We start from the raw sequence: 22,728 nt of genomic DNA, 5'->3' as shown, positions 1-22,728 counted from the left end.
ATCGTCCGAAGGCGGCCCGAACCTTCGGACGATCTTTTTTATGCCTCACTCCCGCTGCTCAAACCCTTCCCCGACGCACCCCAGACACCGCACAAACGCCGCTTTCGCCGGGTCGACCACCAGCGCCTGCCCTGCATCGCCAATGCCGCCGCCCAGCGCGGTAAATGGCAGCGACACCACAAACGCCCCGGCACCGATCACTGTCGCCACCACCAGCAACGGTCGGGCAATCAGCAGATCGCCAAGCATGGCGTAGGCCGGTGGATTCTGGATGGTGTAACGCGGGTCGCCGCTGCCGTTCTCAGTAGCCAGCGTGGGCGCAGCGATGCTCAGCAGCAGCGTGACGACAAAGGTTCGAAACAGATTCATGGCACGGTCCTTCGGCTAGGCAGTGAGAACACTGACTATAGACCGTAGCCGATATCAGCTCTGACAGCGCGGACAAAAGACACTGGCGCGCTGCCCGAGTTTGACTTCCCGCAGCCCCGTGCCACAGACCTTGCAGTGTTCACCACCACGCCCGTACACGAACAGCTCCTGCTGGAAGTACCCCGGCTGGCCGTCGCCGCCGATAAAATCCCGCAACGTGGTGCCGCCCCGTTCGATGGCGAGCGCCAGGATGCGCTTGATCTCGATCGCCAGCTTCAAATAACGCCCCCGGGAAATGCTCTTGGCCTCGCGGCGCGGGTCGATGCCGGCAGCAAACAGCGCTTCGGTCGCGTAGATATTGCCGACGCCAACCACCACCGCGTTGTCCATGATGAACGGCTTGACCGCCATGGATCGCCCGCGGGACAGCTGGAACAGACGCTCGCCATCGAACAGATCGGTCAACGGCTCCGGCCCCAGGCGAACCAGCAGTTCGTGATTCAGCGGGTCCAGACTCCAGAGCATCGCCCCGAACCGACGCGGGTCCGTGTAACGCAGGGCCAGGCCCGATTCCAGCTCGATGTCCACATGCTCATGCTTGGCCGCCGGCAAGCCAGCTTCCACCAGCCGCAGATTCCCCGACATGCCCAAATGGCTGATCAACGTGCCGACTTCGGCATTGATCAGTAAATACTTGGCCCGCCGTTCCACCAGCACGATGCGCTGGCCCGACAGCCGCACATCCAGGTCTTCGGGGATCGGCCAGCGCAGACGGCGCTCACGCACGATCACCCGGCTGACGCGCTGGCCTTCCAGGTGCGGTGCAATTCCGCGGCGGGTGGTTTCGACTTCCGGCAGTTCTGGCATGGGGCTCTCGAATCAGGCGAGGTTCGACACTCAACGTGTGGCGAGGTCGCGAATTTCTTGTTTCTGGGTTTCGAAATCGTATTCCGATAGACCGATGTAATCGAGCACCAGATGCCCGACATTGTTCCATTCGTGGTCTTCGGCCTGGTTGCCCAACACCCGATAGGAGGCGCAAATGTGCTCGGCCATCTTCAGGATTGCCAGCAGGTTTTTCAGCGGCGTATTGCGGCATGACTCATCGCTGAAAATGGCCAGGGCATTGTGATGGTTGGCAATGGCCTGGGTGACATGTTCCGGCAGACGCCAGGACTTGGCGGTGTAATACCCGACCACGGCGTGGTTGGTGTTGTAGTGCTTGTTCTCGGTATCCACCACGCGGCATTCGACGCTGGCGTTGGCATAGGCCTGCTCCAGCACTTTCATGTAATCGGGGAATTTCTTGAGCATCAGCGGAATGCCGCAATCGTGGAACAGGCCCAGCGCATAAGCTTCATCGCCAGCCTGGACACCGACGCGCTTGGCCAGGCTCAGGCAGGTCATCGCCACGTCCTGCGCCGTGTCCCAGAAACGGTTAAGGGTGACGATGGTCTCGTCGTTCAGCTCGCCCTTGATCGACTGCGCGTTGATCAGGTTGATGATCGAACGACTGCCCAACAGGTTTACTGCACGCTGGATCGCGGTGATCTTGTTACTCAAGCCGTAGTACGGCGAATTGACGATTTTCAACAAGGCGCCCGAAAGGCCTGGATCCTGGGAGATCAGTTTGGCGATCACCTCCAGGTCCGGGTCGGGCATATATTGCTCCATCTGCAGATCCACCATGATCTGCGGCTGGGCCGGCACACTGATGCCTTGCAGGGACTGTTGAATCTGTTCAGAAGACAGCTCTTGGGACATAAGTACGCACTCCGGGTCAGGCGGGGATTCTAACCCTTAAAAAGATCGATCCGACAGCCAGTCAAACTCAATCCATATGTGTGCGGGCCCGCGATGGCGCCATGCGCGTTTCATCGTCCGTCAAACCCGCCACTCCCTCAACACGCTATACTCCCGCTCTTTTTTCCGGAGCGACGTCATGTCCCTGCCTAGCCTGCGCCTCAAAGCCAACGCCGACCGACGCCTGCGCAACGGTCACCTGTGGGTCTACAGCAACGAAATCGATGTAGCCGCCACCCCATTGCACGGCTTCAAGGCTGGCGATCAGGCGATCCTCGAAGCCGCCGGCGGCAAGCCGCTGGGCATCGTTGCCATGAGCCCGAACAATCTGATCTGCGCCCGCCTGCTGTCGCGCGACATCAAGTTGCCGCTGGACAAATCGCTGCTGGTGCATCGCCTGAACGTCGCCCTGTCGCTGCGCGATCGCCTGTTCGACAAGCCGTTCTATCGTCTGGTCTACGGCGACTCCGACCTGCTGCCAGGCCTGGTGGTCGACCGTTTCGGCGACATCCTGGTGGTCCAGATCGCTTCGGCGACCATGGAAGCTCACAAAGATGACGTGATCGCGGCCCTGACCCAAGTGCTCAAGCCAAGCGGCATCCTGTTCAAGAACGACTCCGCAGCCCGTGACGCCGAAGGCCTCAACCGTTACGTCGAAACCGTGTTCGGCCTGGTGCCGGAGTGGGTGGCGCTGGAAGAAAACGGCGTGAAGTTCGAAGCGCCGGTCATCCAGGGCCAGAAAACCGGCTGGTTCTATGACCACCGCATGAACCGCGCGCGTCTGGCACCTTATGCCAAAGGCAAACGCGTGCTGGACTTGTACAGCTACATCGGCGGCTGGGGCGTGCAAGCGGCCGCCTTCGGCGCCAGTGAAGTGTTCTGCGTCGATGCGTCGGCCTTCGCCCTCGACGGCGTCGAGCGCAACGCCGCACTGAACGGTTTCGCCGAAAAAATGACCTGCATTGAAGGCGACGTGTTCGAAGCCCTCAAAGAGCTGAAAGCCAGCGAAGAACGTTTCGACGTCATCGTGGCCGACCCTCCTGCATTCATCAAACGCAAGAAAGACATGAAAAACGGTGAAGGTGCCTACCGTCGCCTGAACGAACAAGCCATGCGCCTGCTCAGCAAGGACGGCATCCTGGTCAGCGCATCGTGCTCGATGCACCTGCCGGAAGACGATTTGCAGAACATCCTGCTGACCAGCGCCCGTCACCTGGACCGCAACATCCAGATGCTGGAGCGCGGCGGACAAGGCCCGGATCACCCGGTTCACCCAGCCATTGCCGAAACCCGCTACATCAAGAGCATTACCTGCCGTCTGCTGCCAAACAGCTGAGTACGCCGGTTTGACGGGGAGCCGACAGGCTCTCCGTCAGCCATTCTGACGCCGCGACATCTCCTCTCCCGCCCCATCGTCTTACTCTTGCAGTCCTACAAACTTGCAGGACGTTTCCCTGCACATTTGATTTGAAAGAATATAACTTACAAACTTTCTCCAACCCCAAGACCGCTCCGACAAAATTACTGGAATATTCCTACTTAATCCCCCCTTGATAAGAGCCTATTAAAGCCTATGATTGAGTTGTCACCTCGAAGTGACACTCACTATCAAATGACAAGGAGTCAACAACATGAAAGCAATTACTCTGGAAGCTAACAAAATCGCCAACCTGGCTTTTCTGGTTGCACCAAAAGCCCGCTAAGTAAATGAGACGCTGGGGAGTGCCGGCTACCCAGCGTGTTCTATGGCACCCGTCCAGAGCGAACCGCCCCACCATGCAGATAAACCCATATTTATTCATACTTCCTCGCACTCCTGGCCAAATAGTCTGGGATTACAAAAATCACAAACAATTTGAACTAAGCCTTGAGTACTCAAGCAGACTTACGCAACTAATCAACAACCCCGAACTTTATAACGACAGCAACATAGTTGACACTCAACTCCTGAACGCAGGAATACTGACAACATCAATACAAGGTACTGTTGAATGGGGCTGGGATGAACTGTCGAAGATATTCCATATCGGTACCAAAAACATCCCCTGCGAACATATCCCTCAGGATATTCATGAATGGTCCAGACACTACCTGGACCACTGCACCGAAGTGCTGGCCGCTCCTGCGCCGAGCAACCGGCCCACAGAACGCCAGGCGCGGGAGCTGATTGGCCTGCCAAAGCCTTCCTGCCTGCCGGAAGGGTCTCTTGCCAACGTCCTGATCGGCCGAAAAACCTGCCGCACCTTCACGGACGCAGCAGTTTCACTGGAAGCTATCGGCACGCTGCTTTACCTGTCCCTTGGCTACTTGCATGAGCGCGAAAACGATGTCGACGAAACCCTTGTCGAAGGTCTCGATGCCCGGCGCAGCAGCCCATCCGGTGGCGGGCTGAATGCCTGCGAAGGCTTTCTTCATGTACACAACGTCAGCGGCCTGAAACCCGGGCTCTACGCCTATCACCCCACCGACCACGCCTTGAGTTTCGTCAACCCGACACCTGACTCACCACTGGGGCAGTTGCTGTGTGGACAGCACTTCATCAACAACCTGCCCGTGGGCCTGTTCATCACCAGTCGGTTCGACAAGCTGTGGTGGAAATATGAACACTCGCGAGCCTACCGAATGGCCTTCGTGGAAGCAGGGCATATCTCGCAAACATTCCAACTGGTGGCCACTGCACTGGGGTTGAACACCTGGCTGACGGGGGCGCTGGCCGATGATCAGGTCGAGGTCTTGCTGGGGATCGAGAACAGCGCGGAACAACCTTTGTTTTTTGTCGGCTGTGGCTACAGCGACGGACAAGTGATGTGCAAGGAATTGAAAGATCTTCTGAGCAGTCGGGAGCCGCAACAATGACCACTCCCATCATTGCCCCGTTGGAGCAGCCCGTGTCCTGGGCTCATCGTTACACCCTGGGCGACTGGAATACCCGTGCGTCAGTGCGCACCAGCGAACACGACTATCTATTACCACCAGACCTGGAACAGCAACTGGAAACGCGCCACTGGTTTCCTCCAGGCTTCCTGGCTTACCTGACTCACCCGGCCATCCAGGCGGCAGGTCAAACCGTCATCCATCGGTTGTCGGCCAGTCATCTGGTGTACTTCCTCGACTACACCACCTTGCTTGAGCACCGCATCGTCAACCGCTCCGTGGAAACCATCATCCATGATGAACTGAACGTCCACATTCCCGCACGAATGAAGACCGCCGCGCTTCAGCTTTATACCGACGAGGGTTATCACGCCCTGTTTTCCAACAGCCTTGCCGAGCAAGTAGCCAGTTTCTACGGGATCAGCCGACGTCCGGTCATGCCCCACCGCATCATGCGATTGAACGCCCTGCTTGACGGCGCCCCGGAAAGATACAGGGCGCTGGCCTGGTTCCTCGTCGGGTTCGTGTCGGAGACGATCATTGCCAAGGAACTGCTCGATGTCTGCCGTAACGACCTGGTTTCCAGCGTCCAGGCAATGCTCAGGGATCATCTGGCGGACGAGGCGCGCCATAGTCGCTATTTCTCTGAAGTGTTCCATTACCTGTGGCTGACGCTGAACAGCCCTCAACGCACGTTTGTCGCCAAAGCGCTGCTGGACATCATCCGGATGTTCTTCGAAGCCGATGAGCGATGGATGCGCGAAAGCCTGCTCAGCGCGGGTCTTGGCGAGACCTCCATCACGGAAATTCTTGGCGGACTGACCAGCCCCCAAGCCACCCATCAACGGGCGCGATCCGGTGCTGGCGCAACGCTTCAGGCGTTAAAAAAGGCTGGTTTCTTCGACCTGCCCTCCAACCAGCAACTGTTCATGAAGGCAGGGCTTATCGATGGCTGAAGGACAATCCGCGGCGACCGTCAAACAACGTCGGGGGGCGGTCAGCCTTTTGTTGGCCATGGTACTGCTTGGCGTGTTCCCGCTGGATGTCCTGCTGCCCTCTTTCCCGGCGCTCGCCGAACACTTTCGCAGCACACCCGCCGACATTGCGCTGTCGATCAGTCTGTTTGCCGTCGGCATAGCGGTCTCCCAACTGCTGATCGGGCCGCTGTCGGATGTGATCGGGCGCAAAGGACTGTTGCTCGCTGGAATAACCATCTCGATGCTGGGTGCAGTGGGCTGCACGCTGACCACGGACTATGTTCACTTCCTGTTGTTCCGTGTGATTCAGGCACTCGGCTGCGGGTGTTTCGTGCTGTCACAAGCATTGATCCAGGACCTGTTCGAGGGCGAGGAGCGTGACCGCTTGCGGATCCTGATGGTGACTGCCACCGGCGTTTTCATCTCGGTCTCACCGTTGGCCGGCACGTTCCTGCAAGCCACGCTGGGCTGGCAGGGCAGCTTTGTGGTGTTTATCGCACTGGCTGGAATAGTACTGCTCAAGGCCTGTTTTTTTCTCGAAAACACTCGGCCTGCGGCAACCAGGGCGCTATCGAATATCTTCCAGCCCTACCGCCGGGTCTTGTGCGATGTCGACTTTCTGTCCTACTGGCTGATTTCAGCCTTTGCTTTCGCCTGCCATTTTTCCTTCATCGTGATTTCGCCGCTGATTTTCATGGATCGACTGCAGCTATCGGCCTATGACTTCTCCCTGGTCCTGCTGGCATACGGCGGCGCCTACATTATCGGCGGCATGGTTGCGACGCTGCTGGGTAAACGTCTCAGTCCCGGCCATCAAGTCATCAGCGGGCTGAGCCTGATCCTGCTGTCCGGCCTGATCATGCTTTACCTCTCAAGCCACTTTGCGTTGTCCCCGATCACCGTCCTGGTACCGATGCTCATCTGTACCGCCGGCACCACCATTGCCCGACCGGCCGCCACGTCCAAAGCCATGAGCCTGTTCCCTGAAAATGCGGGAACTTCGGCGTCGGCCGGCAGTACGGTGATTTTCATCTGTGGCGGGTTGATCAGTGCGCTCATCAGCCTGAGCCCGGCCAACCTGCAATCCACGCTGGGATACAGCTTTATCATCCTGAGCAGCGTGGCGCTGGTACTCAACAGTCGTATCCATAGCCGAGCCAAGAGCCCGGGAGCCAGCCCAAGCGTCGAATAATCCTGCCAGTCGTCATCCCACACGCCCCGTCAGCACTGGATCAACGTTTTCCGGCATTCCCTCCTGACGCCAGCGGTGTAGAATCGCGAGATTCATCGCCAGTCATCCCCCGGCGGGTTTATGAGCTCAAGCTGAGGCGCGCGGCGATCCCGCAAAGTTATCGGCAACTTCCGGACACACGGCCATTTCTGAGTGTTCCAGACGTCAATAGAAGCTCACTTCCCTTTTGATACCTGATTTGCCGCCCGGAGTGCTCCATGCCTGATTACCGCTCGAAAACATCCACCCACGGTCGCAACATGGCCGGTGCTCGCGCACTGTGGCGCGCCACGGGGATGAAAGATGACGACTTCAAGAAGCCGATCATCGCTATTGCCAACTCCTTTACCCAATTCGTACCGGGCCATGTGCACCTGAAGGATCTGGGTCAACTGGTCGCACGTGAAATCGAACGGGCCGGCGGTGTAGCCAAAGAATTCAACACCATCGCCGTGGATGACGGCATTGCCATGGGCCACGACGGCATGCTCTATTCGCTGCCGAGCCGCGAGATCATCGCCGACTCCGTCGAATACATGGTCAACGCCCACTGCGCCGACGCCATTGTCTGCATTTCCAACTGCGACAAGATCACCCCTGGCATGCTGATGGCCGCCTTGCGCCTGAACATCCCGGTAATCTTCGTGTCCGGCGGCCCGATGGAAGCCGGCAAGACCAAACTGGCCAGCCACGGTCTCGACCTGGTCGACGCCATGGTGATCGCCGCCGACTCCAGCGCCTCTGACGAGAAGGTCGCCGAGTACGAGCGTAGCGCCTGCCCTACTTGTGGCTCCTGCTCCGGCATGTTCACCGCCAACTCGATGAACTGCCTGACCGAAGCCCTGGGTCTCGCATTGCCGGGCAACGGTTCGACCCTGGCCACCCACAGCGACCGCGAACAGCTGTTCCTGCAAGCCGGCCGCACCATCGTCGAGCTGTGCAAGCGTTACTACGGCGAGAACGACGAGTCGGTGTTGCCGCGCAACATCGCCAACTTCAAGGCGTTCGAAAACGCCATGACCCTGGACATCGCCATGGGCGGTTCCACCAACACCATCCTGCACTTGCTGGCCGCGGCCCAGGAAGCCGAGATCGATTTCGACCTGCGCGACATCGACCGCCTCTCCCGCCATGTACCGCAACTGTGCAAGGTCGCGCCGAACATCCAGAAGTACCACATGGAAGACGTGCACCGCGCCGGCGGGATCTTCAGCATCCTCGGCTCCCTGGCCCGTGGCGGCCTGTTGCACACCGACCTGCCGACCGTACACAGCAAGACCATGGCCGAAGGTATCGCCAAGTGGGACATCACCCAGACCAACGACGAAGCGGTGCATCACTTCTTCAAGGCTGGCCCGGCGGGCATCCCGACGCAAACCGCGTTCAGCCAGTCGACCCGCTGGGAAACCCTGGACGACGACCGTGAAAACGGCTGCATCCGCAGTGTCGAACACGCTTACTCGAAAGAAGGCGGCCTGGCCGTTCTGTACGGCAACATCGCGCTGGACGGTTGCGTGGTGAAAACCGCCGGTGTCGACGAGTCGATCCACGTCTTCGAAGGCAACGCGAAGATCTTCGAAAGCCAGGACAGCGCCGTACGCGGCATCCTCGCCGACGAAGTGAAGGCTGGCGACATCGTGATCATTCGTTACGAAGGCCCGAAAGGCGGCCCGGGCATGCAGGAAATGCTCTACCCGACCTCTTACCTGAAATCCAAAGGCCTGGGCAAAGCCTGCGCCCTGCTGACCGACGGCCGTTTCTCCGGCGGCACTTCGGGCCTGTCCATCGGCCACGCTTCGCCAGAAGCCGCTGCCGGTGGCGCGATTGGTCTGGTGCAGGACGGCGACAAGGTCCTGATCGACATTCCGAACCGCTCGATCAACCTGTTGGTCAGCGACGAAGAACTGGCCGCGCGCCGGGTCGAGCAGGACAAGAAAGGCTGGAAGCCGGTGGAAAAGCGTCCACGTAAAGTGACCACCGCTCTGAAAGCCTATGCCCTGTTGGCGACCAGCGCCGACAAGGGTGCCGTGCGTAACAAAGCGATGCTCGACGGGCTGTAATACTTAACCGTCGAACAAAAAAATGCCCCGCCAAGTGCGGGGCATTTTTTTGATCGTTCCCACGCAGAGCGTGGGAACGAGATCACAGCGCTTATTGAATCTCTTCCGGTTTGACGATCACCCAGTTCTTGTCCGCCGTCACCGCCAACCCTTCTTTCGCCTGGGCCGCTGCGTGCTTGGCCATCATGCCGTTAATCTGGGTCATGTACTTGTCTTTGCGGTTGACCCACAAATGGATGCCGCCCTTGGACACGTCGACGCTGTGGAACAGCATGTAACCGTCGCTGCTCGGCGTATCACCACCCACCAGGACCGGTTTTTTCCATTCATCGATGTAGGTCAGGATCGCCGCTTGCTTGCCGGCCATCCAGGTTGCCGGAGTCCACAGGTACGGGGTCAACTCGAGGCCAAGGTTGGCCTTCTCGTCATACTTGCCCGCAGTGATCTGCTTACGCGCCGTGGTCAGTTCACCAGTCTTGCGGTCCTTGAGCATCGTGGTCACACCGATCACGTTCTGCGGTTTGACGTTGTAGCCGTACTTCGGATCGGCAGCGACCATGCGCACCAATTCTTCGGAGGCAGCGGTCATCACGTAGACCTCAATGCCATTTTCCATCAGCTTGTTGTAGAGCTCGGCCTGGCCGGTGAAGACTTTCGGCGGCTGGACGTCGATGGTCTTGACCACATCGCCGTCGTAATAAGTGCTCGGCACCGGTTTGCCAGACGCCATCAGCTCATCGACGTAGCCCTTGAGCTCTTGAAGCGTGAAGCCGGAAAACACTTGGGCGACCCATGGATAGCAGACCATGTCGTCGATTTCGCAGAGACGATAGTAGTAGCTGAACAGGCTCTCCTTGTGGTCGGCGGTGTCTTTGAACGGGATCAGTTTCAGCGAGGGGTCGAGGCTCTCGCGGGTGATCAGGCCCTTGTTTTCCATGAACGGCAACAATGACTCTTCGAGGTCGTAGCGGTAACTGGTGTTGTCCATGTCGAACACCGCGAAGTTACCCTTGTTGGCATTGGCCGCGATCATCGCGTCCAGCGCCTTGGCCTGATCCGCTGGCCAGTGCTTCAGGTCGGTAGCGAACGCCTGGCCGGCAAGGCCAAGACTCAAACCCAATCCAAGTGCAGCAGCAAGAAATTTCGGTGCAAGCTTCATCGGCGTTTCTCCCCGGTTCAAAGAAATCGACGCTAACAAATAAGTGTGACAGTCCTCGCCTGCCCGCGACCGCTTGCATCCTGATTCCGTCAGCGGCATTCCTTATAGCGGCATTGGCTTATTCCAAAAACGACAGTTGACCGCTGTTTTTGATATTAAATCATTACATATCAAGCTGTTAGGCTCACCGGTTCGCAGTCACACACGAAGGTGGCTGGCACAAGTCTATGGAGCCTCTATGAATCTGCCGCTGATCCTCAATCTGCTGGTATTCCTCGCCTTGCTCTTTGGCCTGGCGCAAACCCGTCACACCACCTGGAGCCTGGCGAAAAAGGTGTTGCTGGCGCTGGTGCTGGGCGTGGTATTCGGTATCGCCCTGCACACGATTTATGGTGCGGGCAACCCGGTGTTGAAAGCTTCGATCGGTTGGTTCGATCTGGTGGGCAATGGTTACGTGCAGTTGCTGCAGATGATCGTGATCCCGCTGGTGTTCGCCTCGATCCTCAGTGCCGTGGCCCGTCTGCACAACGCTTCGTCGCTGGGCAAGATCAGCTTCCTGACCATCGGCACGCTGCTGTTCACCACCGCCATCGCGGCGCTGATCGGTATCGGCCTGACCAACCTGTTCGGCCTCACCGCCGAAGGTCTGGTCGCCGGCACCCAGGAAATGGCGCGTCTGCAAACCATCCAGACCGACTATGCGGGCAAGGTCGCCGACCTGAATGTGCCGCAACTGTTGTTGTCGTTCATCCCGCAGAACCCGTTCGCCGACCTCGCTCGCGCCAAACCGACGTCGATCATCAGTGTGGTGATCTTCGCCGCATTCCTTGGGGTCGCGGCGCTGCAACTGCTCAAGGATGATGTCGAGAAAGGTCAGAAAGTGATCAACGCCATCGACACCCTGCAAGCCTGGGTGATGCGTCTGGTGCGCCTGGTGATGAAGCTGACCCCATACGGCGTGTTGGCGCTGATGACCAAAGTGGTCGCCGGCTCCAACCTGCAAGACATCATCAAGCTCGGCAGTTTCGTGGTGGTGTCGTACATCGGCCTGGGCCTGATGTTTGTGATCCATGGCGTGCTGGTGTCGGCCGCCGGGATCAACCCGTTGCGCTTCTTCCGCAAGATCTGGCCAGTGCTGACGTTCGCCTTCACCAGCCGCTCCAGCGCCGCCACCATTCCGCTGAGCATCGAAGCCCAGACCAGCCGTTTGGGTATTCCACAGTCCATCGCCAGTTTCGCTGCCTCGTTTGGCGCGACCATTGGCCAGAACGGCTGTGCCGGTCTGTACCCGGCAATGCTGGCGGTGATGGTTGCGCCAACCGTGGGCATCAACCCGCTGGACCCGCTGTGGATCGCGACGTTGGTGGCGATTGTGACGCTGAGTTCGGCCGGGGTGGCCGGGGTTGGTGGCGGTGCAACCTTCGCCGCGCTGATCGTGTTGCCGGCCATGGGTTTGCCGGTGTCACTGGTGGCGTTGCTGATTTCCGTTGAACCGCTGATCGACATGGGTCGCACGGCGTTGAACGTCAGTGGCTCGATCACCGCTGGGGCGATCACCAGCCAGATCATGCAGCAGACGGATAAAGCGCTGTTGGACGCAGATGAGCATGGGGCGTTGGCTCAGGCTTGATTGGCGCCTGATGGATCGCTATCGCGGGCTTGCCCGCGATGCGCTCAGGCCTTCTCCCAAACCTCAAAGCTATACGCCGGTTTGTCGCCTTCTGCCGGATTCGGAACATTCGACACCAGCTTCCACTGGTTCACATCAAACTCCGGAAACCACGCATCCCCTTCCGGGCTCAGCGCCACGCGCGTCAGGTATAGCCGATCGGCCTGCTCCAGACCTTGCGCATACAACTGCGCACCACCAATCAACATCAACTCATTGGCACCCTGCTCCAGCGCCCATTCCTCGGCGCGAACCACGGCCGTCTCCAGTGACGGATAAACCTCCGCGCCTTCCAGCTGCAGATCCGCCTGGCGACTGACCACGATGTTCAACCGGCCCGGCAGCGGACGACCGAGGGAATCCCAGGTCTTGCGCCCCATGATGATCGGCTTGCCGAGGGTGGTGGCCTTGAAGTATTTGAAGTCCCCCGGCAAGTGCCAGGGCATGCTGTTGTCGACGCCGATCACACGGTTTTCACCGAGGGCTGCGATCAGGCTGAGGGGGAGTGATTTAGTCATGCCGGCGAGGATACCAGAGCCTCCCTTACCCCGATAAGCGTCACAGCGGTTATGCTCATCGCTCAATGAAGCGACGGGATGCCGCGTGACTGAACTGACGCCCCTGCAAAACCTCTGGCTGAGCGAAACCATACGCCTGCGTGAAGAACACGCCGGCCCCCTGGATGATCTGGAAGCCAACCGAGTCGCCCGTAGCGCCGGCGGCGACCTGCCGACGCGTATTCAATGCCGCGCCCGGTGGCTGGCCGAGCGCGACGGGCAGACCCGCGCCCTCAAACACTGGCTGCAAGGCGCGCGACTGGCGTTGATCGTGCTCGCCGTGCTGGCCGTGATCAGTGGCGCCGGCCTGGCGTTTGCCGCGCTGGGCGACGGCCAGTCCCCGGTCAATGTGTTCTGGGCCTTGGGCAGCCTGCTGGGGCTGAACCTGATTCTGCTATTGAGCTGGGCCCTGGGCCTTGTGTTCGCCGGCGAACAGGGCGCCGCTCTCGGACGCTTGTGGTTGTGGCTCAGTGAAAAACTCGCCCGCGATGCCAACGCCGCGCAACTGGCGCCAGCCCTGCTGCTGTTACTGCAACGGCAGAAACTCAATCGGTGGGCGCTGGGTGTGCTGGTCAACGGCTTGTGGTTGTTGGCGATGCTCAGTGCCTTGGTGATGCTGCTGACGCTGATGGCGACCCGGCGCTATGGCTTCGTCTGGGAGACCACCATTCTCGGCGCCGACACCTTCGTCGCCATGACCCAGGCCCTCGGCGCCCTGCCGGCCTTGCTCGGTTTAAGTGTGCCCAGCGTGGAGATGATCCGCGCCAGCGGCGATGCCGCGCTGAACATCGAAAGCGCCCGCCAGGCTTGGGCGGCGTGGCTGGTGGGCGTGCTGCTGGTGTACGGCGTGTTACCGCGTTTGCTGCTCGCATTGTTCTGCCGGTGGCGCTGGAAAACCGGCCAGGCAGCCTTGCATCTGGACTTGAACCTGCCCGGCTACGCCCAACTGCGCGAACGGCTGATGCCCACCAGCGAACGCCTGGGTATTAGCGATGCCGCGCCTGAGCAACTTCACCGGGTTGAAAACGCGGCCAGCGATCTGCAAAGCGATGGCGCACTGTTGGTGGCCATCGAGCTGGACGATCAACGCCCCTGGCCGCCGCAGCTGCCGAAAAGCGTCAACGACGCCGGCATCCTCGACAGCCGCGAATCCCGGCACAAACTGCTCGAACAGCTGAGTCGCTTTCCCCCGGCCCGCCTGGCCATCGCCTGCGATCCACGGCGTTCGCCGGACCGTGGCAGCCTCGCGCTGATTGCCGAACTGGCTCGCAGCGCCACCGCCACCCGCGTGTGGTTGCTGCAAGCGCCGCCCGGCGAAGCGCTGGATGCCGAACGCCTGGGCGACTGGCACGTTGCGCTGCAACAACTGGACTTGCCATTCGCCGATTGCGCGCCGTTGAGCTGGCTGGAGACGGGTCATGACTGATGCCTGGAAACGGCCATTGAAACTCGCCGTGGTCGGCCACACCAACGTCGGCAAAACCTCGTTACTGCGAACGCTGACGCGGGATGTCGGCTTCGGCGAAGTCTCCCATCGCCCCAGCACCACGCGCCACGTCGAAGGCGCGCGATTGTCGGTAGACGGCGAGCCGTTGCTCGATCTGTTCGACACGCCGGGCCTGGAAGATGCCATCGCCCTGCTCGACTACCTCGAGCGCCTGGAGCGACCCGGTGAACGCCTCGACGGCCCGGCGCGGCTGGCGCGCTTCCTTGAGGGCAGCGAAGCCCGGCAGCGCTTCGAACAGGAAGCCAAGGTGTTGCGACAATTGCTCGCCTCCGACGCCGGCCTCTATGTGATCGACGCTCGGGAGCCAGTGCTGGCCAAGTACCGCGACGAACTGCAAGTGCTGGCCAGTTGCGGCAAACCGCTGCTGCCAGTGCTGAATTTTGTCAGCAGCGCCCAGCAGCGCGAACCGGATTGGCGTGAAGCCCTGGCGCGGTTGGGCTTGCATGCCTTGGTGCGGTTCGACAGCGTCGCGCCGCCGGAAGATGGCGAACGCCGACTGTATGAAAGCCTCGCGCTGCTGCTGGAAAACTCCCGCGAACAATTGGAACGCCTGATCGCCGATCAGCAGGCCCAACGCCTGGCCCGTCAGCAGAGTGCAGCGCAGTTGATTGCCGATTTATTGATCGATTGCGCCGCCTGCCGCCGCAGTGTCGCCAGCGAGGCGGAGCAGGAACAGCAAGCGATCAGCGAACTGCGCAAAGCGGTGCGTCAGCGTGAACAACGTTGCGTCGAAGCCTTGCTCAAGCTCTACGCCTTCCGCCCACAGGACGCGGCGGCCAGTGACCTGCCGCTGCTCGATGGCCGCTGGGGCGATGACCTGTTCAACCCGGAAACCCTGAAGCAGCTCGGTGTGCGAGTCGGCGGTGGCATCGCGGCTGGCGCGGCGGCCGGGGCCGGCGTCGATTTGCTGGTGGGCGGCCTGACCCTCGGCGCGGCGGCACTGGCCGGAGCGATTGCCGGCGGCGCCCTGCAAACCGCCCGCAGTTACGGCAGCCGCCTGCTGGGCAAGATCAAGGGCCAGCGAGAACTGACTGTCGACGACAGCGTGCTGCGGTTGTTGGCCCTGCGTCAGCGACAACTGTTGCAAGCCCTGAACCAGCGCGGGCACGCGGCGATGGACAGCATTCAGGTCGCCACACCACAGGACAAAACCTGGCGCGAAGGCAAACTGCCGGAAGCGCTGAACAAGGCGCGGGCACATCCGCTGTGGTCGTCGCTCAATCCTCATTCGAAGGTGAATCAGGCGGAGCGGCAGGAGCAGGTTGAGGTGTTGGCGCAGCAGCTCTAACCAACGATCGTCAGCGCCAATCCAGTTTCAGAAACTCTTTGGCCAATGCCTTCACACGGCTACGATCGGTCCTGTTCGCTCGCCCGTCATTGTCCACATCCGAGCTCAACACCCACTCAAAAACCCCATCGTTATCCAGATCGCGGACCGCAGCCTTGTAGGCAATCCTCGGTCCGTCATGAAAATGCAGTCGTACCGTCTCAGGCGTACCGTCAGCGGATGGATTCTGCGAGAAGATGCGCAAGTGCCGCTCCTCAGCTTCATCCGCGTTATACCAGGCGCATTTCAAGTACGTCTTGCCAAACGACTTGAGCTGTTGACGATCCGCGTCCGTCGCCTCGCGCTGCAACTGTTCACCTTCAAAGAACTGGAAAACGACGGTATCTGCCGAGCCCTTCCCGCTTCGATCCTGTGCAATCACTTTCAAAAAATGCATCCATGCGCTCCTTTGCGAAAAGGCCAGATTGATGCTTCGACGCGCGTTGATCCATAAACCGATTCCCTATCGTGTGTCAGACAACTCAGCGCAGAACGCCGGACAACAGGCCCGCAGCCTTGCGTTTCAAGACGTCGAGGTCCATCACCGGCACGTCCATGTCCTTGGCGCACTCATCCCACTGACGCATCCGCAGACTGACCTCGCACAATGGATCGAGCTCAAAAGCCTCAGCCTCTTCAGCACTCATCACCCCACCCTGATACTCCAGCGTCCGCCGACTGGCTTCACTCAAACGCTCGTAGTACCCAGGCTCTCTGAGCGTCAGATAACGCTTGGCCTGCACGTGATATTCCACCAGCCGCGCCATGCGTTCGCTGAAACCGGCCCGACGCAAATAATCAGCGCCCAAACGCTCATGGCTGACCACCCCGAAGCCACCCATGCTCTCGACCCCCTCGGCACAGAGATGCCCGATGTCGTGAAAGAACGCCGCCAGTACCACTTCATCATCGAAGCCCTCGGCCATCGCCAGTTCGGCCGCTTGCGACATGTGCTCGATCTGCGACACCGGTTCACCGATGTAGTCGTGATCGCCAAACCGTTCGTACAGACCGAACACCTCGGCGATCACTTTCTGATGGCGGTCCATCACCTGTCTCCCAATAAGCTGGCGACATTACGTTCCGCCAACGCCGGCCCGACGCTCATGCCGACACCGGAGTGCATCAGCGCCACGCTCACACCCGGCATCGGACGCAGAAAAGAAAACGGGCCGGGGCCGCGTGAACCGTAAACACCCTGCCAACGCTCGACCACTTGCACTTTGCAGCCCAACGTCTGCTCGGCCAGTTCGAGCATCCAGTCGTCCACCTGTTCGGCATTGAACGGTGATGGATCGCTGCCGTAATGGTGGGAGTCGCCGATGATCAACTCACCGTACGGTGTCGGGCTGATCAGCAGGTGAATGCCGTTTTCATGCAGATGGGGCGCCTCGCGCAGAATTTGCGCCTGTACCGCCGCAGCTTCCGGCAGATCGGCGAAGGCGCCGTAGTGCACGCAACTCAGACCGGTGAGCAGTGCGTGTTGCAGGTTGAGGTTGATCTGCGGCCGGGCGCGGAGCATTTGCAGGCGGCAGATTTGCGGGTTGAGTTCGGCAATCGGCTCGGCCAGCAAAGTTTGATAATCGTGGCCGGAGCAAACGATGATCTGCTCGGCGCTGAAGGTGCCGGCGGTGCTGTGCAAGCGGCCCGGCTCGATGTCGCGCACCAGGGTGGAGAAGTGAAACTCGACACCCCACTCACGGCGCAGGTAGTCGATCAATGCCGGAATCGCCTCGCGGGAATACAGCTGTTGATCGTCCATGCCGTGCAACGCGGCGCGGTGATGGCTGAATTGACCGCCGTATAAATCCCGCAATGGGTTGCCGCGCAACAGCTCGACACGGTAACCGTGCTCCACGGCACGCCCGGCGCAGAAGGCTTCCAGCAGGTATTCTTCCGCTTCGGTACGCGCGAACAGGTACGAGCCGTTGCGCTTGAGGTGCAGGCCGGCAAGTTCTGCCCATCGGCCCCAGATTTCTCGACTGGCCCTGGCCAATTCGAGCATCGGCCCTGGTGGCTGGCCGGTGACCAGTGCCTGACCGAAGTTGCGTACAGATGCGCCCAATGGTGTGGCGCTGCGCTCGAAGACTTTGACCTTGAGGCCGCGCCTGGCGGCGGCATAGGCGTGGGACAGGCCTAGAATGCCGGCGCCGACGATCAGCATGTCGCTGTGGTGTGTCATGAAGATAATCCCGCTTTTTGTGGCGAGGGAGCTTGCTCCCTCGCCACAAGGTGTGAGTCAGTTACTTGGCAGCCACTTTCTCGGACTTGCCGTCATAGCGCTTGCGCCATTCAGTCAGGATCTCGTCGCGATTCTTCGAGGCCCAGGCAAAGTCGTTCTTGATCAAGCGCTGCTCATAGTCCGCCGGCAATTCGGTCTGTGGCTTGGCGATACCCGGTTGTGCGAGCACTGCGAAGTTCTCTTTATAAAGCTCCATCGCCGCCGGGCTTGCAGAGAAGTCGGCCAGTTTCTTCGCTGCTTCTTCATGCGCGGTGCCTTTGATCACGGCAGTCGCTTCGATCTCCCAGCCCAGGCCTTCTTTCGGCAGGATGATGTCCAGCGGCGCGCCTTGGCGCTTCAGTTGAACAGCCGGGTATTCGAAGGAAATACCGATCGGGAATTCACCGGCAGCGGCGAGCTTGCACGGCTTGGAACCGGAGTGAACGTACTGGCCGATGTTCTGGTGCAGGTCGTCCATGTACTGCCAGCCCTGCTTCTCGCCGAAGGTTTGCAGCCAGGCGCTGACGTCGAGGAAACCGGTGCCGGACGAGGCCGGGTTGGGCATGACGATCTTGCCTTTGTACTCAGGCTTGGTCAGGTCCTGCCAGCTGACCGGTTTGCTCAGCCCCTGCTTTTCGGCTTCGACGGTGTTGAAGCAAATGGTCGCCGCCCACACGTCCATGCCGACCCAGGCCGGTGGGTTGGCAACATCACGGTAGTTACCGCCGATCTTGCCCAGGTCCTTCGGCGCGTAGCTTTGCAGCATGCCTTGCTGATCGAGGATCGCCAGGCTCGATGCCGCCAGACCCCACACCGCGTCGGCTTGCGGGCGAGCTTTTTCGGCCAGTAGCTTGGCGGTGATGATGCCGGTGGAATCGCGCACCCACTTGATCTCGACGTCCGGGTTGGCCTTCTCGAAGGCTTCTTTGTAGGTCTTCAGTTGTTCGGCTTCGAGGGCGGTGTACACCGTCAACTCGGTTTTCGCAGCGAAGGCGTTCAGGCTGAAAGCGGTGAGGACAGCAGCGGCCAGGGCCAAGGGCTTGAACATGGTGCAATTCCTGTGTGAGTTGAAGGTGTGAATCAAAGACCGGGCGCGGTCTGCCGCCAGGCCTGGGAGCGGCGCAATAAACCGCGCGAGGCCCAGGCCAGCAGCAGGGACACGCCCGCCGAGGTGAACAGAATCAGGGTCGACATCGCCGCCGCACCGCCGACGTTGCCGGCGTCGTCCATGTTCAGCACCGCCACCGCCGCGAGGATGGTGTCAGGGCTGTAGAGGAAGATTGCCGCCGAAACGGTGGTCATGGCCGAGACGAACAGGTAGCGCACGATGTCCAGCAACGCCGGCAGGCAGATCGGCACGGTGACTCGCAGGTAATGCCGATACAGCGGCGCCTTGAGCGACAGCGCGGCGGCTTCGAACTCGGCGTCGAGCTGGCGCAGCGCGGTGGTGGCGGTCATTTGCGCGGTGGTCAAATAGTGAGCAATGGTGCAAACCACCAGCAGCGTCATGCTGCCGTAGAGCACATGCAGCGGATTGCCGCTGAGGTTGAAGAAGAAGACGTAACCCAGGCCCAGCACCAGACCCGGCACCGCCATCGGTACGAAACTGAGCATGCGCAGTGTCAGATTCAGGCCGCGCTGGCCACGGGTTTTCTCCATCAGGTAGGCGCCGGTGAAGATCAGCACGCTGCCGATCAACGCCGTGCACAACGCCATCTTCACGCTGTTGCCGTAGGCCAGCCAGCCGCCGCCCGCGGTGTCGTTGAACTGGTAATGGTTGAGCGACAGCGACAGGTTGTACGGCCAGAACTTCACCAGCGACGAGTACACCGCCATGCCGAACACCAGCAGCAACACCGCACAGATCAGCAGCACGATGGCCAGATAACAACCGTCGCGCAGCCTCGACGGCATTGGCTGAAAGACTTGCGCCCGACCACTCATGGAATCGCCATGACGCCGACGCAGCCAGGCGTCGACACCAAAGCTGAACAGCGCCGGCAGCAGCAGAACCATGCCGATCAGTGCGCCGCGACCGAATTGTTGCTGGCCGACCACCGCTTTGTAGGCTTCCAGCGCCAATACCTGATAGTCGCCACCGACCACCACGGGCACACCGAAGTCGGTGATGGTCAGGGTGAACACCAGACAGAACGCTGCGAACACCGCCTGACGCGTCGCCGGCCAAGTGATGCTGCGAAAGGCTTTCGCCGGGCTCGCGCCCATGCTGGAGGCGGCATCGAACAGTCGCGCATCCGCCAGGGACAGCGCTGACAGCAAAATCATCAAGGCGTGCGGGAAGGTGTAGATGACCTCGCCGAGCACAATGCCCCAGAAACCGTAGATATTGTCCGAGAACAGACCGCGCAACAGGCCCTGATTACCGAACAGATAAACCAGCGCAATCCCCGGCAACATCGACGGCGCCATCAACGGCAGCAGCGACATGCCGCGCCAGATACCTTTGCCGGGAATCAACGTGCGTTGCAGGGCGTAGGCAAACAGGTAGGCCAACGGTACGACAATCGCCGCCACGCTGAGGGAAACCTTCAGGCTGTTACCCAGCAACCAATGGAAATTCGCACCGGTCAGCAATTCACCGGCAGCCACCAGACCACCGCCCTGCCCGGCCTGCGAACTGAACCCGCGCCAGAAGATCGCCAGTAACGGCATCAACACTGCCACACAGAGCAACACCAACAACAGCAGCTTGCCGCCGACCACGAACAGCCGGTCGCCGATCTCGGCACGCGAGGCCTGCCGAAGCTGCTTGTGCGGTATCGGCAGCGCGACGTTCGCGCTCATCAGGCGAACACCTGCAGGCTACGCGGCGGCAAGGCGACCATGATCTGCTGCGCACCGAGACGCGGCATCGCTTCCGGCGCCAGTTCCGCCAGCAATGCATGACCCGGCAGCTGATCGAGTTCGAAGCTCATGCGGCAACGATTGCCGAGGAAAGTGATTTCGCGAACCTTGGCCGGGAACAGGTTTTCTTCATGCACCAGCGGGTTGACGTTGATCGCTTCGGGGCGGCAGAACAAGCGGCCCGACGCGGTTTTCGCACTGCCTTCGGCCAGGCGCATGTGCATCCCGCCGACCAGGGCATGACTGTCGCTGCTACGGCGGAACGGCAGCCAGTTGCCCTGACCGACGAACTCCGCCACAAACGGTGTGGCCGGGCGGTCGTAGATGTCCTGCGGTGTGGCGTACTGCTCGACCTTGCCGTTGTTCATCACGGCGATGCGGTCGGCCATCAGCATGGCTTCGTCCTGATTGTGCGTGACCATCAGGGTGGTGATGCCGAGGTTGCGCTGCAATTGGCGCAACTCGGTGCACAGATGCTCGCGGACCCGGGCATCGAGCGCCGACATCGGTTCGTCCAGCAGCAACAAGGAAGGGGCCGGCGCCAGAGCCCGGGCCAGCGCTACGCGTTGCTGCTGACCGCCGGACAACTGGCCGGGGTATTTTTTCTCGCTGCCGGTGAGGCCAACCAGCTCCAGCATCTGACCGACACGCTTGCGCACCTCATCGCGACCGCTGCCGGCGAGGCCGTAGGCGATGTTCGCTTCGACGGTGAGATTGGGAAACAGCGCGTAGGACTGGAAGAGAATGCCGTAGTCCCGGGCCTGAGGCGCCAGGTGGGAAACGTCGCGATCACCGAGGTATAACTCGCCGCTGTCCTGGCGCTCAAGGCCGGCGATGCAACGCAGCAAGGTGGTCTTGCCGCAACCCGACGGCCCCAGCAGACACACCAGTTCACCGGCTGCCACGTCGAGGGAAACGTTATCCAGCGCGGTGAACGCGCCGAAGCGCTTCTGCACGCCGCGCACTTTCATCGGCGCGCCGGGGTTGGTCAGGGCAGTTGCGATCGAGTGGTTCATGGACAGGCCTCATCAAGCAGATGAGGGCCATCCTAGGTTTGCAATGCGTCCGTCATGTGGCAACGAGGCAAAAACGGCCGATAGTGGTATTCAAGGATTTGGGTTGGGTAGAACGAGCGATGAGTAACCTGTGGCGAGGGAGCTTGCTCCCGCTGGGTTGCGAAGCGGCCCCAGAAAATGGGCCTGCTGCGCAGTCCAGCGGGAGCAAGCTCCCTCGCCACAAGGATCTACGCCGGGGCCATTTCCTGCGCCAGTCCGAGAAACGCCGCCGGCAGCCGGGCGCCTCTTCGCTCCTTGAGGCAGTACAGGTACTCGGGAATCTGCGGCGCATTCTCGAGGGTCAGCACCCGCAATTGCGGATCGTGCGGCACTTCCTGCCGCGCGATGATGCTGATGCCGATGTTGCGCAGCACCGCTTCACGGATCGACTCGCGGCTGCCAATCTCCAGCAGCGGCCCGAAACTCACCCCGGCACTGGCCAGCAACTCTTCGGTCAAGCGCCGGGTGGTCGAGCCCGACTCGCGCATCAACAAGGTATGCCCAGCCAACGCACTGAGCGGCACATGGTCATGCACCGCCAGCGGATGATTTCGATGCACCGCCAACACCAGCGGATCGCTGCCGAGCACCCGGCGAATCAACCGCGCATCGTCGAGCAACTGCGAGGACGCGGCAACATCGACCCGGTAATCCTCCAGCGCTTCGAGCACCTGCTGGGAGTTGCCGATTTCCACCGACACCTCCACCTGCGGCAAGCGCTCGCGAAAGGTCTTCACCAGATCGAGGATGTAATACGGCGCCGTGGCGGCGATGCGCAACGTGCCCTGGACCTGACCGCTGTTACGCAGGAAGAACTCGATATCGGCTTCCTGCTGCAGCAGTGCCTTGACCATCGGCAACAGCCGCGCACCTTCGTCGCTGACGCTGAGGCGGCGGCCGCCACGGTAGAACAGCTCAACCGAATACTGGCTTTCCAGGTGCCGGATCTGGGTCGTCACCGTCGGTTGGCTCAGGCCGAGCTTTTTCGCCGCCAGGGTAATGCTGCCCAGCCGGGCCACCATGTAAAACGCCTTCAGCTCGGCACTCAGCACAC

General features: G+C 60.6%; 20 protein-coding genes. 8 read left to right on the top strand and 12 right to left on the bottom strand.

Annotation, left to right across the window (positions count from 1 at the left end):
- Positions 1 to 45: 45 nt before the first annotated feature.
- The 3 genes from AC07V0_RS12110 to AC07V0_RS12100 are packed head-to-tail and all read right to left on the bottom strand — an operon-like array spanning position 46 to position 2,079.
- A complete protein-coding gene (locus tag AC07V0_RS12110; protein WP_018928681.1) occupies positions 46 to 369 on the bottom strand; it encodes a multidrug transporter in 324 nt (107 codons plus the stop codon).
- A 54-nt stretch (positions 370 to 423) separates the two neighbouring features.
- Positions 424 to 1,236 carry a bifunctional DNA-formamidopyrimidine glycosylase/DNA-(apurinic or apyrimidinic site) lyase gene (gene mutM, locus AC07V0_RS12105; RefSeq protein WP_018928680.1) on the bottom strand — a complete coding sequence of 271 codons (813 nt, stop codon included), beginning with the start codon at positions 1,234 to 1,236 and terminating at the stop codon, positions 424 to 426.
- Positions 1,237 to 1,266: 30 nt separating this feature from the next.
- The gene (locus AC07V0_RS12100; RefSeq protein ID WP_173861133.1) at positions 1,267 to 2,079 is read right to left on the bottom strand and encodes an HDOD domain-containing protein; all 813 of its coding nucleotides are present in this window, start codon (positions 2,077 to 2,079) and stop codon (positions 1,267 to 1,269) included.
- 232 nt (positions 2,080 to 2,311) lie between these two features.
- Here AC07V0_RS12100 and AC07V0_RS12095 point away from each other — a divergent pair, with 232 nt between their 5' ends.
- The 5 genes from AC07V0_RS12095 (at position 2,312) to ilvD (ending at position 9,314) form a co-directional block, all read left to right on the top strand.
- The gene (locus tag AC07V0_RS12095; protein ID WP_017341306.1) at positions 2,312 to 3,508 is read left to right on the top strand and encodes a class I SAM-dependent rRNA methyltransferase; all 1,197 of its coding nucleotides are present in this window, start codon (positions 2,312 to 2,314) and stop codon (positions 3,506 to 3,508) included.
- A gap of 440 nt (positions 3,509 to 3,948) precedes the next feature.
- Positions 3,949 to 5,028: a SagB family peptide dehydrogenase gene (locus AC07V0_RS12090; RefSeq protein ID WP_086944397.1), complete on the top strand. Its 1,080-nt coding sequence runs from the start codon at positions 3,949 to 3,951 to the stop codon at positions 5,026 to 5,028.
- Complete coding sequence (locus AC07V0_RS12085) at positions 5,025 to 6,002, top strand: diiron oxygenase (RefSeq protein ID WP_086944396.1); 978 nt, start codon at positions 5,025 to 5,027, stop codon at positions 6,000 to 6,002. The genes AC07V0_RS12090 and AC07V0_RS12085 overlap by 4 nt, the downstream gene beginning before the upstream one ends.
- Positions 5,995 to 7,215 (top strand): MFS transporter, encoded by a 1,221-nt coding sequence (locus AC07V0_RS12080; protein WP_086944395.1) that lies wholly within the window; start codon positions 5,995 to 5,997, stop codon positions 7,213 to 7,215. The genes AC07V0_RS12085 and AC07V0_RS12080 overlap by 8 nt, the downstream gene beginning before the upstream one ends.
- A 257-nt stretch (positions 7,216 to 7,472) precedes the next feature.
- Entirely contained in the window at positions 7,473 to 9,314 is a 1,842-nt protein-coding gene (ilvD, locus tag AC07V0_RS12075; protein WP_018928674.1) for a dihydroxy-acid dehydratase, read from the top strand.
- 91 nt (positions 9,315 to 9,405) lie between these two features.
- Here the strand turns inward: ilvD and AC07V0_RS12070 are convergent, their stop codons facing one another.
- Positions 9,406 to 10,473: an HAD family hydrolase gene (locus AC07V0_RS12070; RefSeq protein WP_018928673.1), complete on the bottom strand. Its 1,068-nt coding sequence runs from the start codon at positions 10,471 to 10,473 to the stop codon at positions 9,406 to 9,408.
- Between the two features lie 238 nt (positions 10,474 to 10,711).
- On the opposite strand from AC07V0_RS12070, the gene AC07V0_RS12065 reads away from it, so the two are divergent.
- Positions 10,712 to 12,103: an L-cystine transporter gene (locus tag AC07V0_RS12065; RefSeq protein ID WP_192350804.1), complete on the top strand. Its 1,392-nt coding sequence runs from the start codon at positions 10,712 to 10,714 to the stop codon at positions 12,101 to 12,103.
- Between the two features lie 44 nt (positions 12,104 to 12,147).
- On the opposite strand, the gene AC07V0_RS12060 is transcribed toward AC07V0_RS12065, so the two are convergent.
- Entirely contained in the window at positions 12,148 to 12,660 is a 513-nt protein-coding gene (locus AC07V0_RS12060) for a dihydrofolate reductase (protein ID WP_086944393.1), read from the bottom strand.
- A gap of 85 nt (positions 12,661 to 12,745) precedes the next feature.
- Here AC07V0_RS12060 and AC07V0_RS12055 point away from each other — a divergent pair, with 85 nt between their 5' ends.
- Positions 12,746 to 14,125 carry a DUF2868 domain-containing protein gene (locus AC07V0_RS12055; RefSeq protein WP_086944392.1) on the top strand — a complete coding sequence of 460 codons (1,380 nt, stop codon included), beginning with the start codon at positions 12,746 to 12,748 and terminating at the stop codon, positions 14,123 to 14,125.
- On the top strand, positions 14,118 to 15,494 hold the full coding sequence (locus tag AC07V0_RS12050) for a GTPase/DUF3482 domain-containing protein (RefSeq protein WP_086944391.1): 1,377 nt from the start codon (positions 14,118 to 14,120) through the stop codon (positions 15,492 to 15,494). The genes AC07V0_RS12055 and AC07V0_RS12050 overlap by 8 nt, the downstream gene beginning before the upstream one ends.
- Before the next feature lie 10 nt (positions 15,495 to 15,504).
- On the opposite strand, the gene AC07V0_RS12045 is transcribed toward AC07V0_RS12050, so the two are convergent.
- The 7 genes from AC07V0_RS12045 to AC07V0_RS12015 form a co-directional block, all read right to left on the bottom strand.
- Positions 15,505 to 15,930 (bottom strand): hypothetical protein, encoded by a 426-nt coding sequence (locus AC07V0_RS12045; RefSeq protein WP_064620988.1) that lies wholly within the window; start codon positions 15,928 to 15,930, stop codon positions 15,505 to 15,507.
- An 85-nt stretch (positions 15,931 to 16,015) separates the two neighbouring features.
- Positions 16,016 to 16,582 carry a phosphonate degradation HD-domain oxygenase gene (locus AC07V0_RS12040; RefSeq protein WP_086944390.1) on the bottom strand — a complete coding sequence of 189 codons (567 nt, stop codon included), beginning with the start codon at positions 16,580 to 16,582 and terminating at the stop codon, positions 16,016 to 16,018.
- The gene (locus AC07V0_RS12035) at positions 16,582 to 17,715 is read right to left on the bottom strand and encodes a TIGR03364 family FAD-dependent oxidoreductase (protein WP_086944389.1); all 1,134 of its coding nucleotides are present in this window, start codon (positions 17,713 to 17,715) and stop codon (positions 16,582 to 16,584) included. Before AC07V0_RS12035 ends, AC07V0_RS12040 begins: the two co-directional genes overlap by 1 nt.
- A gap of 61 nt (positions 17,716 to 17,776) precedes the next feature.
- A complete protein-coding gene (locus AC07V0_RS12030) occupies positions 17,777 to 18,802 on the bottom strand; it encodes a putative 2-aminoethylphosphonate ABC transporter substrate-binding protein (RefSeq protein WP_086944388.1) in 1,026 nt (341 codons plus the stop codon).
- Positions 18,803 to 18,834: 32 nt separating this feature from the next.
- A complete protein-coding gene (locus AC07V0_RS12025) occupies positions 18,835 to 20,559 on the bottom strand; it encodes a putative 2-aminoethylphosphonate ABC transporter permease subunit (RefSeq protein WP_086944387.1) in 1,725 nt (574 codons plus the stop codon).
- Entirely contained in the window at positions 20,559 to 21,635 is a 1,077-nt protein-coding gene (locus AC07V0_RS12020; protein ID WP_064620994.1) for a putative 2-aminoethylphosphonate ABC transporter ATP-binding protein, read from the bottom strand. Before AC07V0_RS12020 ends, AC07V0_RS12025 begins: the two co-directional genes overlap by 1 nt.
- A gap of 227 nt (positions 21,636 to 21,862) precedes the next feature.
- Entirely contained in the window at positions 21,863 to 22,726 is an 864-nt protein-coding gene (locus AC07V0_RS12015; RefSeq protein WP_086944386.1) for a LysR family transcriptional regulator, read from the bottom strand.
- Between the last annotated feature and the right edge of the window lie 2 nt (positions 22,727 to 22,728).

The organism is Pseudomonas sp. GW821-FHT01E10 (assembly GCF_059422365.1).
Note: the sequence above shows the minus strand (reverse complement) of the source record. Positions and strands in the feature narration are given on the sequence as shown.

What these genes read in the sequence shown, in the direction of transcription:
- AC07V0_RS12060 (WP_086944393.1), bottom strand. Translation starts at nt 12,660, where the DNA reads ATGACTAAATCACTCCCCCTCAGCCTGATCGCAGCCCTCGGTGAAAAC.
- AC07V0_RS12040 (WP_086944390.1), bottom strand. Translation starts at nt 16,582, where the DNA reads ATGGACCGCCATCAGAAAGTGATCGCCGAGGTGTTCGGTCTGTACGAA.
- AC07V0_RS12065 (WP_192350804.1), top strand. Translation starts at nt 10,712, where the DNA reads ATGAATCTGCCGCTGATCCTCAATCTGCTGGTATTCCTCGCCTTGCTC.
- AC07V0_RS12050 (WP_086944391.1), top strand. Translation starts at nt 14,118, where the DNA reads ATGACTGATGCCTGGAAACGGCCATTGAAACTCGCCGTGGTCGGCCAC.
- mutM (WP_018928680.1), bottom strand. Translation starts at nt 1,236, where the DNA reads ATGCCAGAACTGCCGGAAGTCGAAACCACCCGCCGCGGAATTGCACCG.
- AC07V0_RS12030 (WP_086944388.1), bottom strand. Translation starts at nt 18,802, where the DNA reads ATGTTCAAGCCCTTGGCCCTGGCCGCTGCTGTCCTCACCGCTTTCAGC.
- AC07V0_RS12095 (WP_017341306.1), top strand. Translation starts at nt 2,312, where the DNA reads ATGTCCCTGCCTAGCCTGCGCCTCAAAGCCAACGCCGACCGACGCCTG.
- AC07V0_RS12025 (WP_086944387.1), bottom strand. Translation starts at nt 20,559, where the DNA reads ATGAGCGCGAACGTCGCGCTGCCGATACCGCACAAGCAGCTTCGGCAG.
- ilvD (WP_018928674.1), top strand. Translation starts at nt 7,473, where the DNA reads ATGCCTGATTACCGCTCGAAAACATCCACCCACGGTCGCAACATGGCC.
- AC07V0_RS12045 (WP_064620988.1), bottom strand. Translation starts at nt 15,930, where the DNA reads ATGCATTTTTTGAAAGTGATTGCACAGGATCGAAGCGGGAAGGGCTCG.
- AC07V0_RS12085 (WP_086944396.1), top strand. Translation starts at nt 5,025, where the DNA reads ATGACCACTCCCATCATTGCCCCGTTGGAGCAGCCCGTGTCCTGGGCT.
- AC07V0_RS12035 (WP_086944389.1), bottom strand. Translation starts at nt 17,715, where the DNA reads ATGACACACCACAGCGACATGCTGATCGTCGGCGCCGGCATTCTAGGC.
- AC07V0_RS12090 (WP_086944397.1), top strand. Translation starts at nt 3,949, where the DNA reads ATGCAGATAAACCCATATTTATTCATACTTCCTCGCACTCCTGGCCAA.
- AC07V0_RS12110 (WP_018928681.1), bottom strand. Translation starts at nt 369, where the DNA reads ATGAATCTGTTTCGAACCTTTGTCGTCACGCTGCTGCTGAGCATCGCT.
- AC07V0_RS12020 (WP_064620994.1), bottom strand. Translation starts at nt 21,635, where the DNA reads ATGAACCACTCGATCGCAACTGCCCTGACCAACCCCGGCGCGCCGATG.
- AC07V0_RS12080 (WP_086944395.1), top strand. Translation starts at nt 5,995, where the DNA reads ATGGCTGAAGGACAATCCGCGGCGACCGTCAAACAACGTCGGGGGGCG.
- AC07V0_RS12070 (WP_018928673.1), bottom strand. Translation starts at nt 10,473, where the DNA reads ATGAAGCTTGCACCGAAATTTCTTGCTGCTGCACTTGGATTGGGTTTG.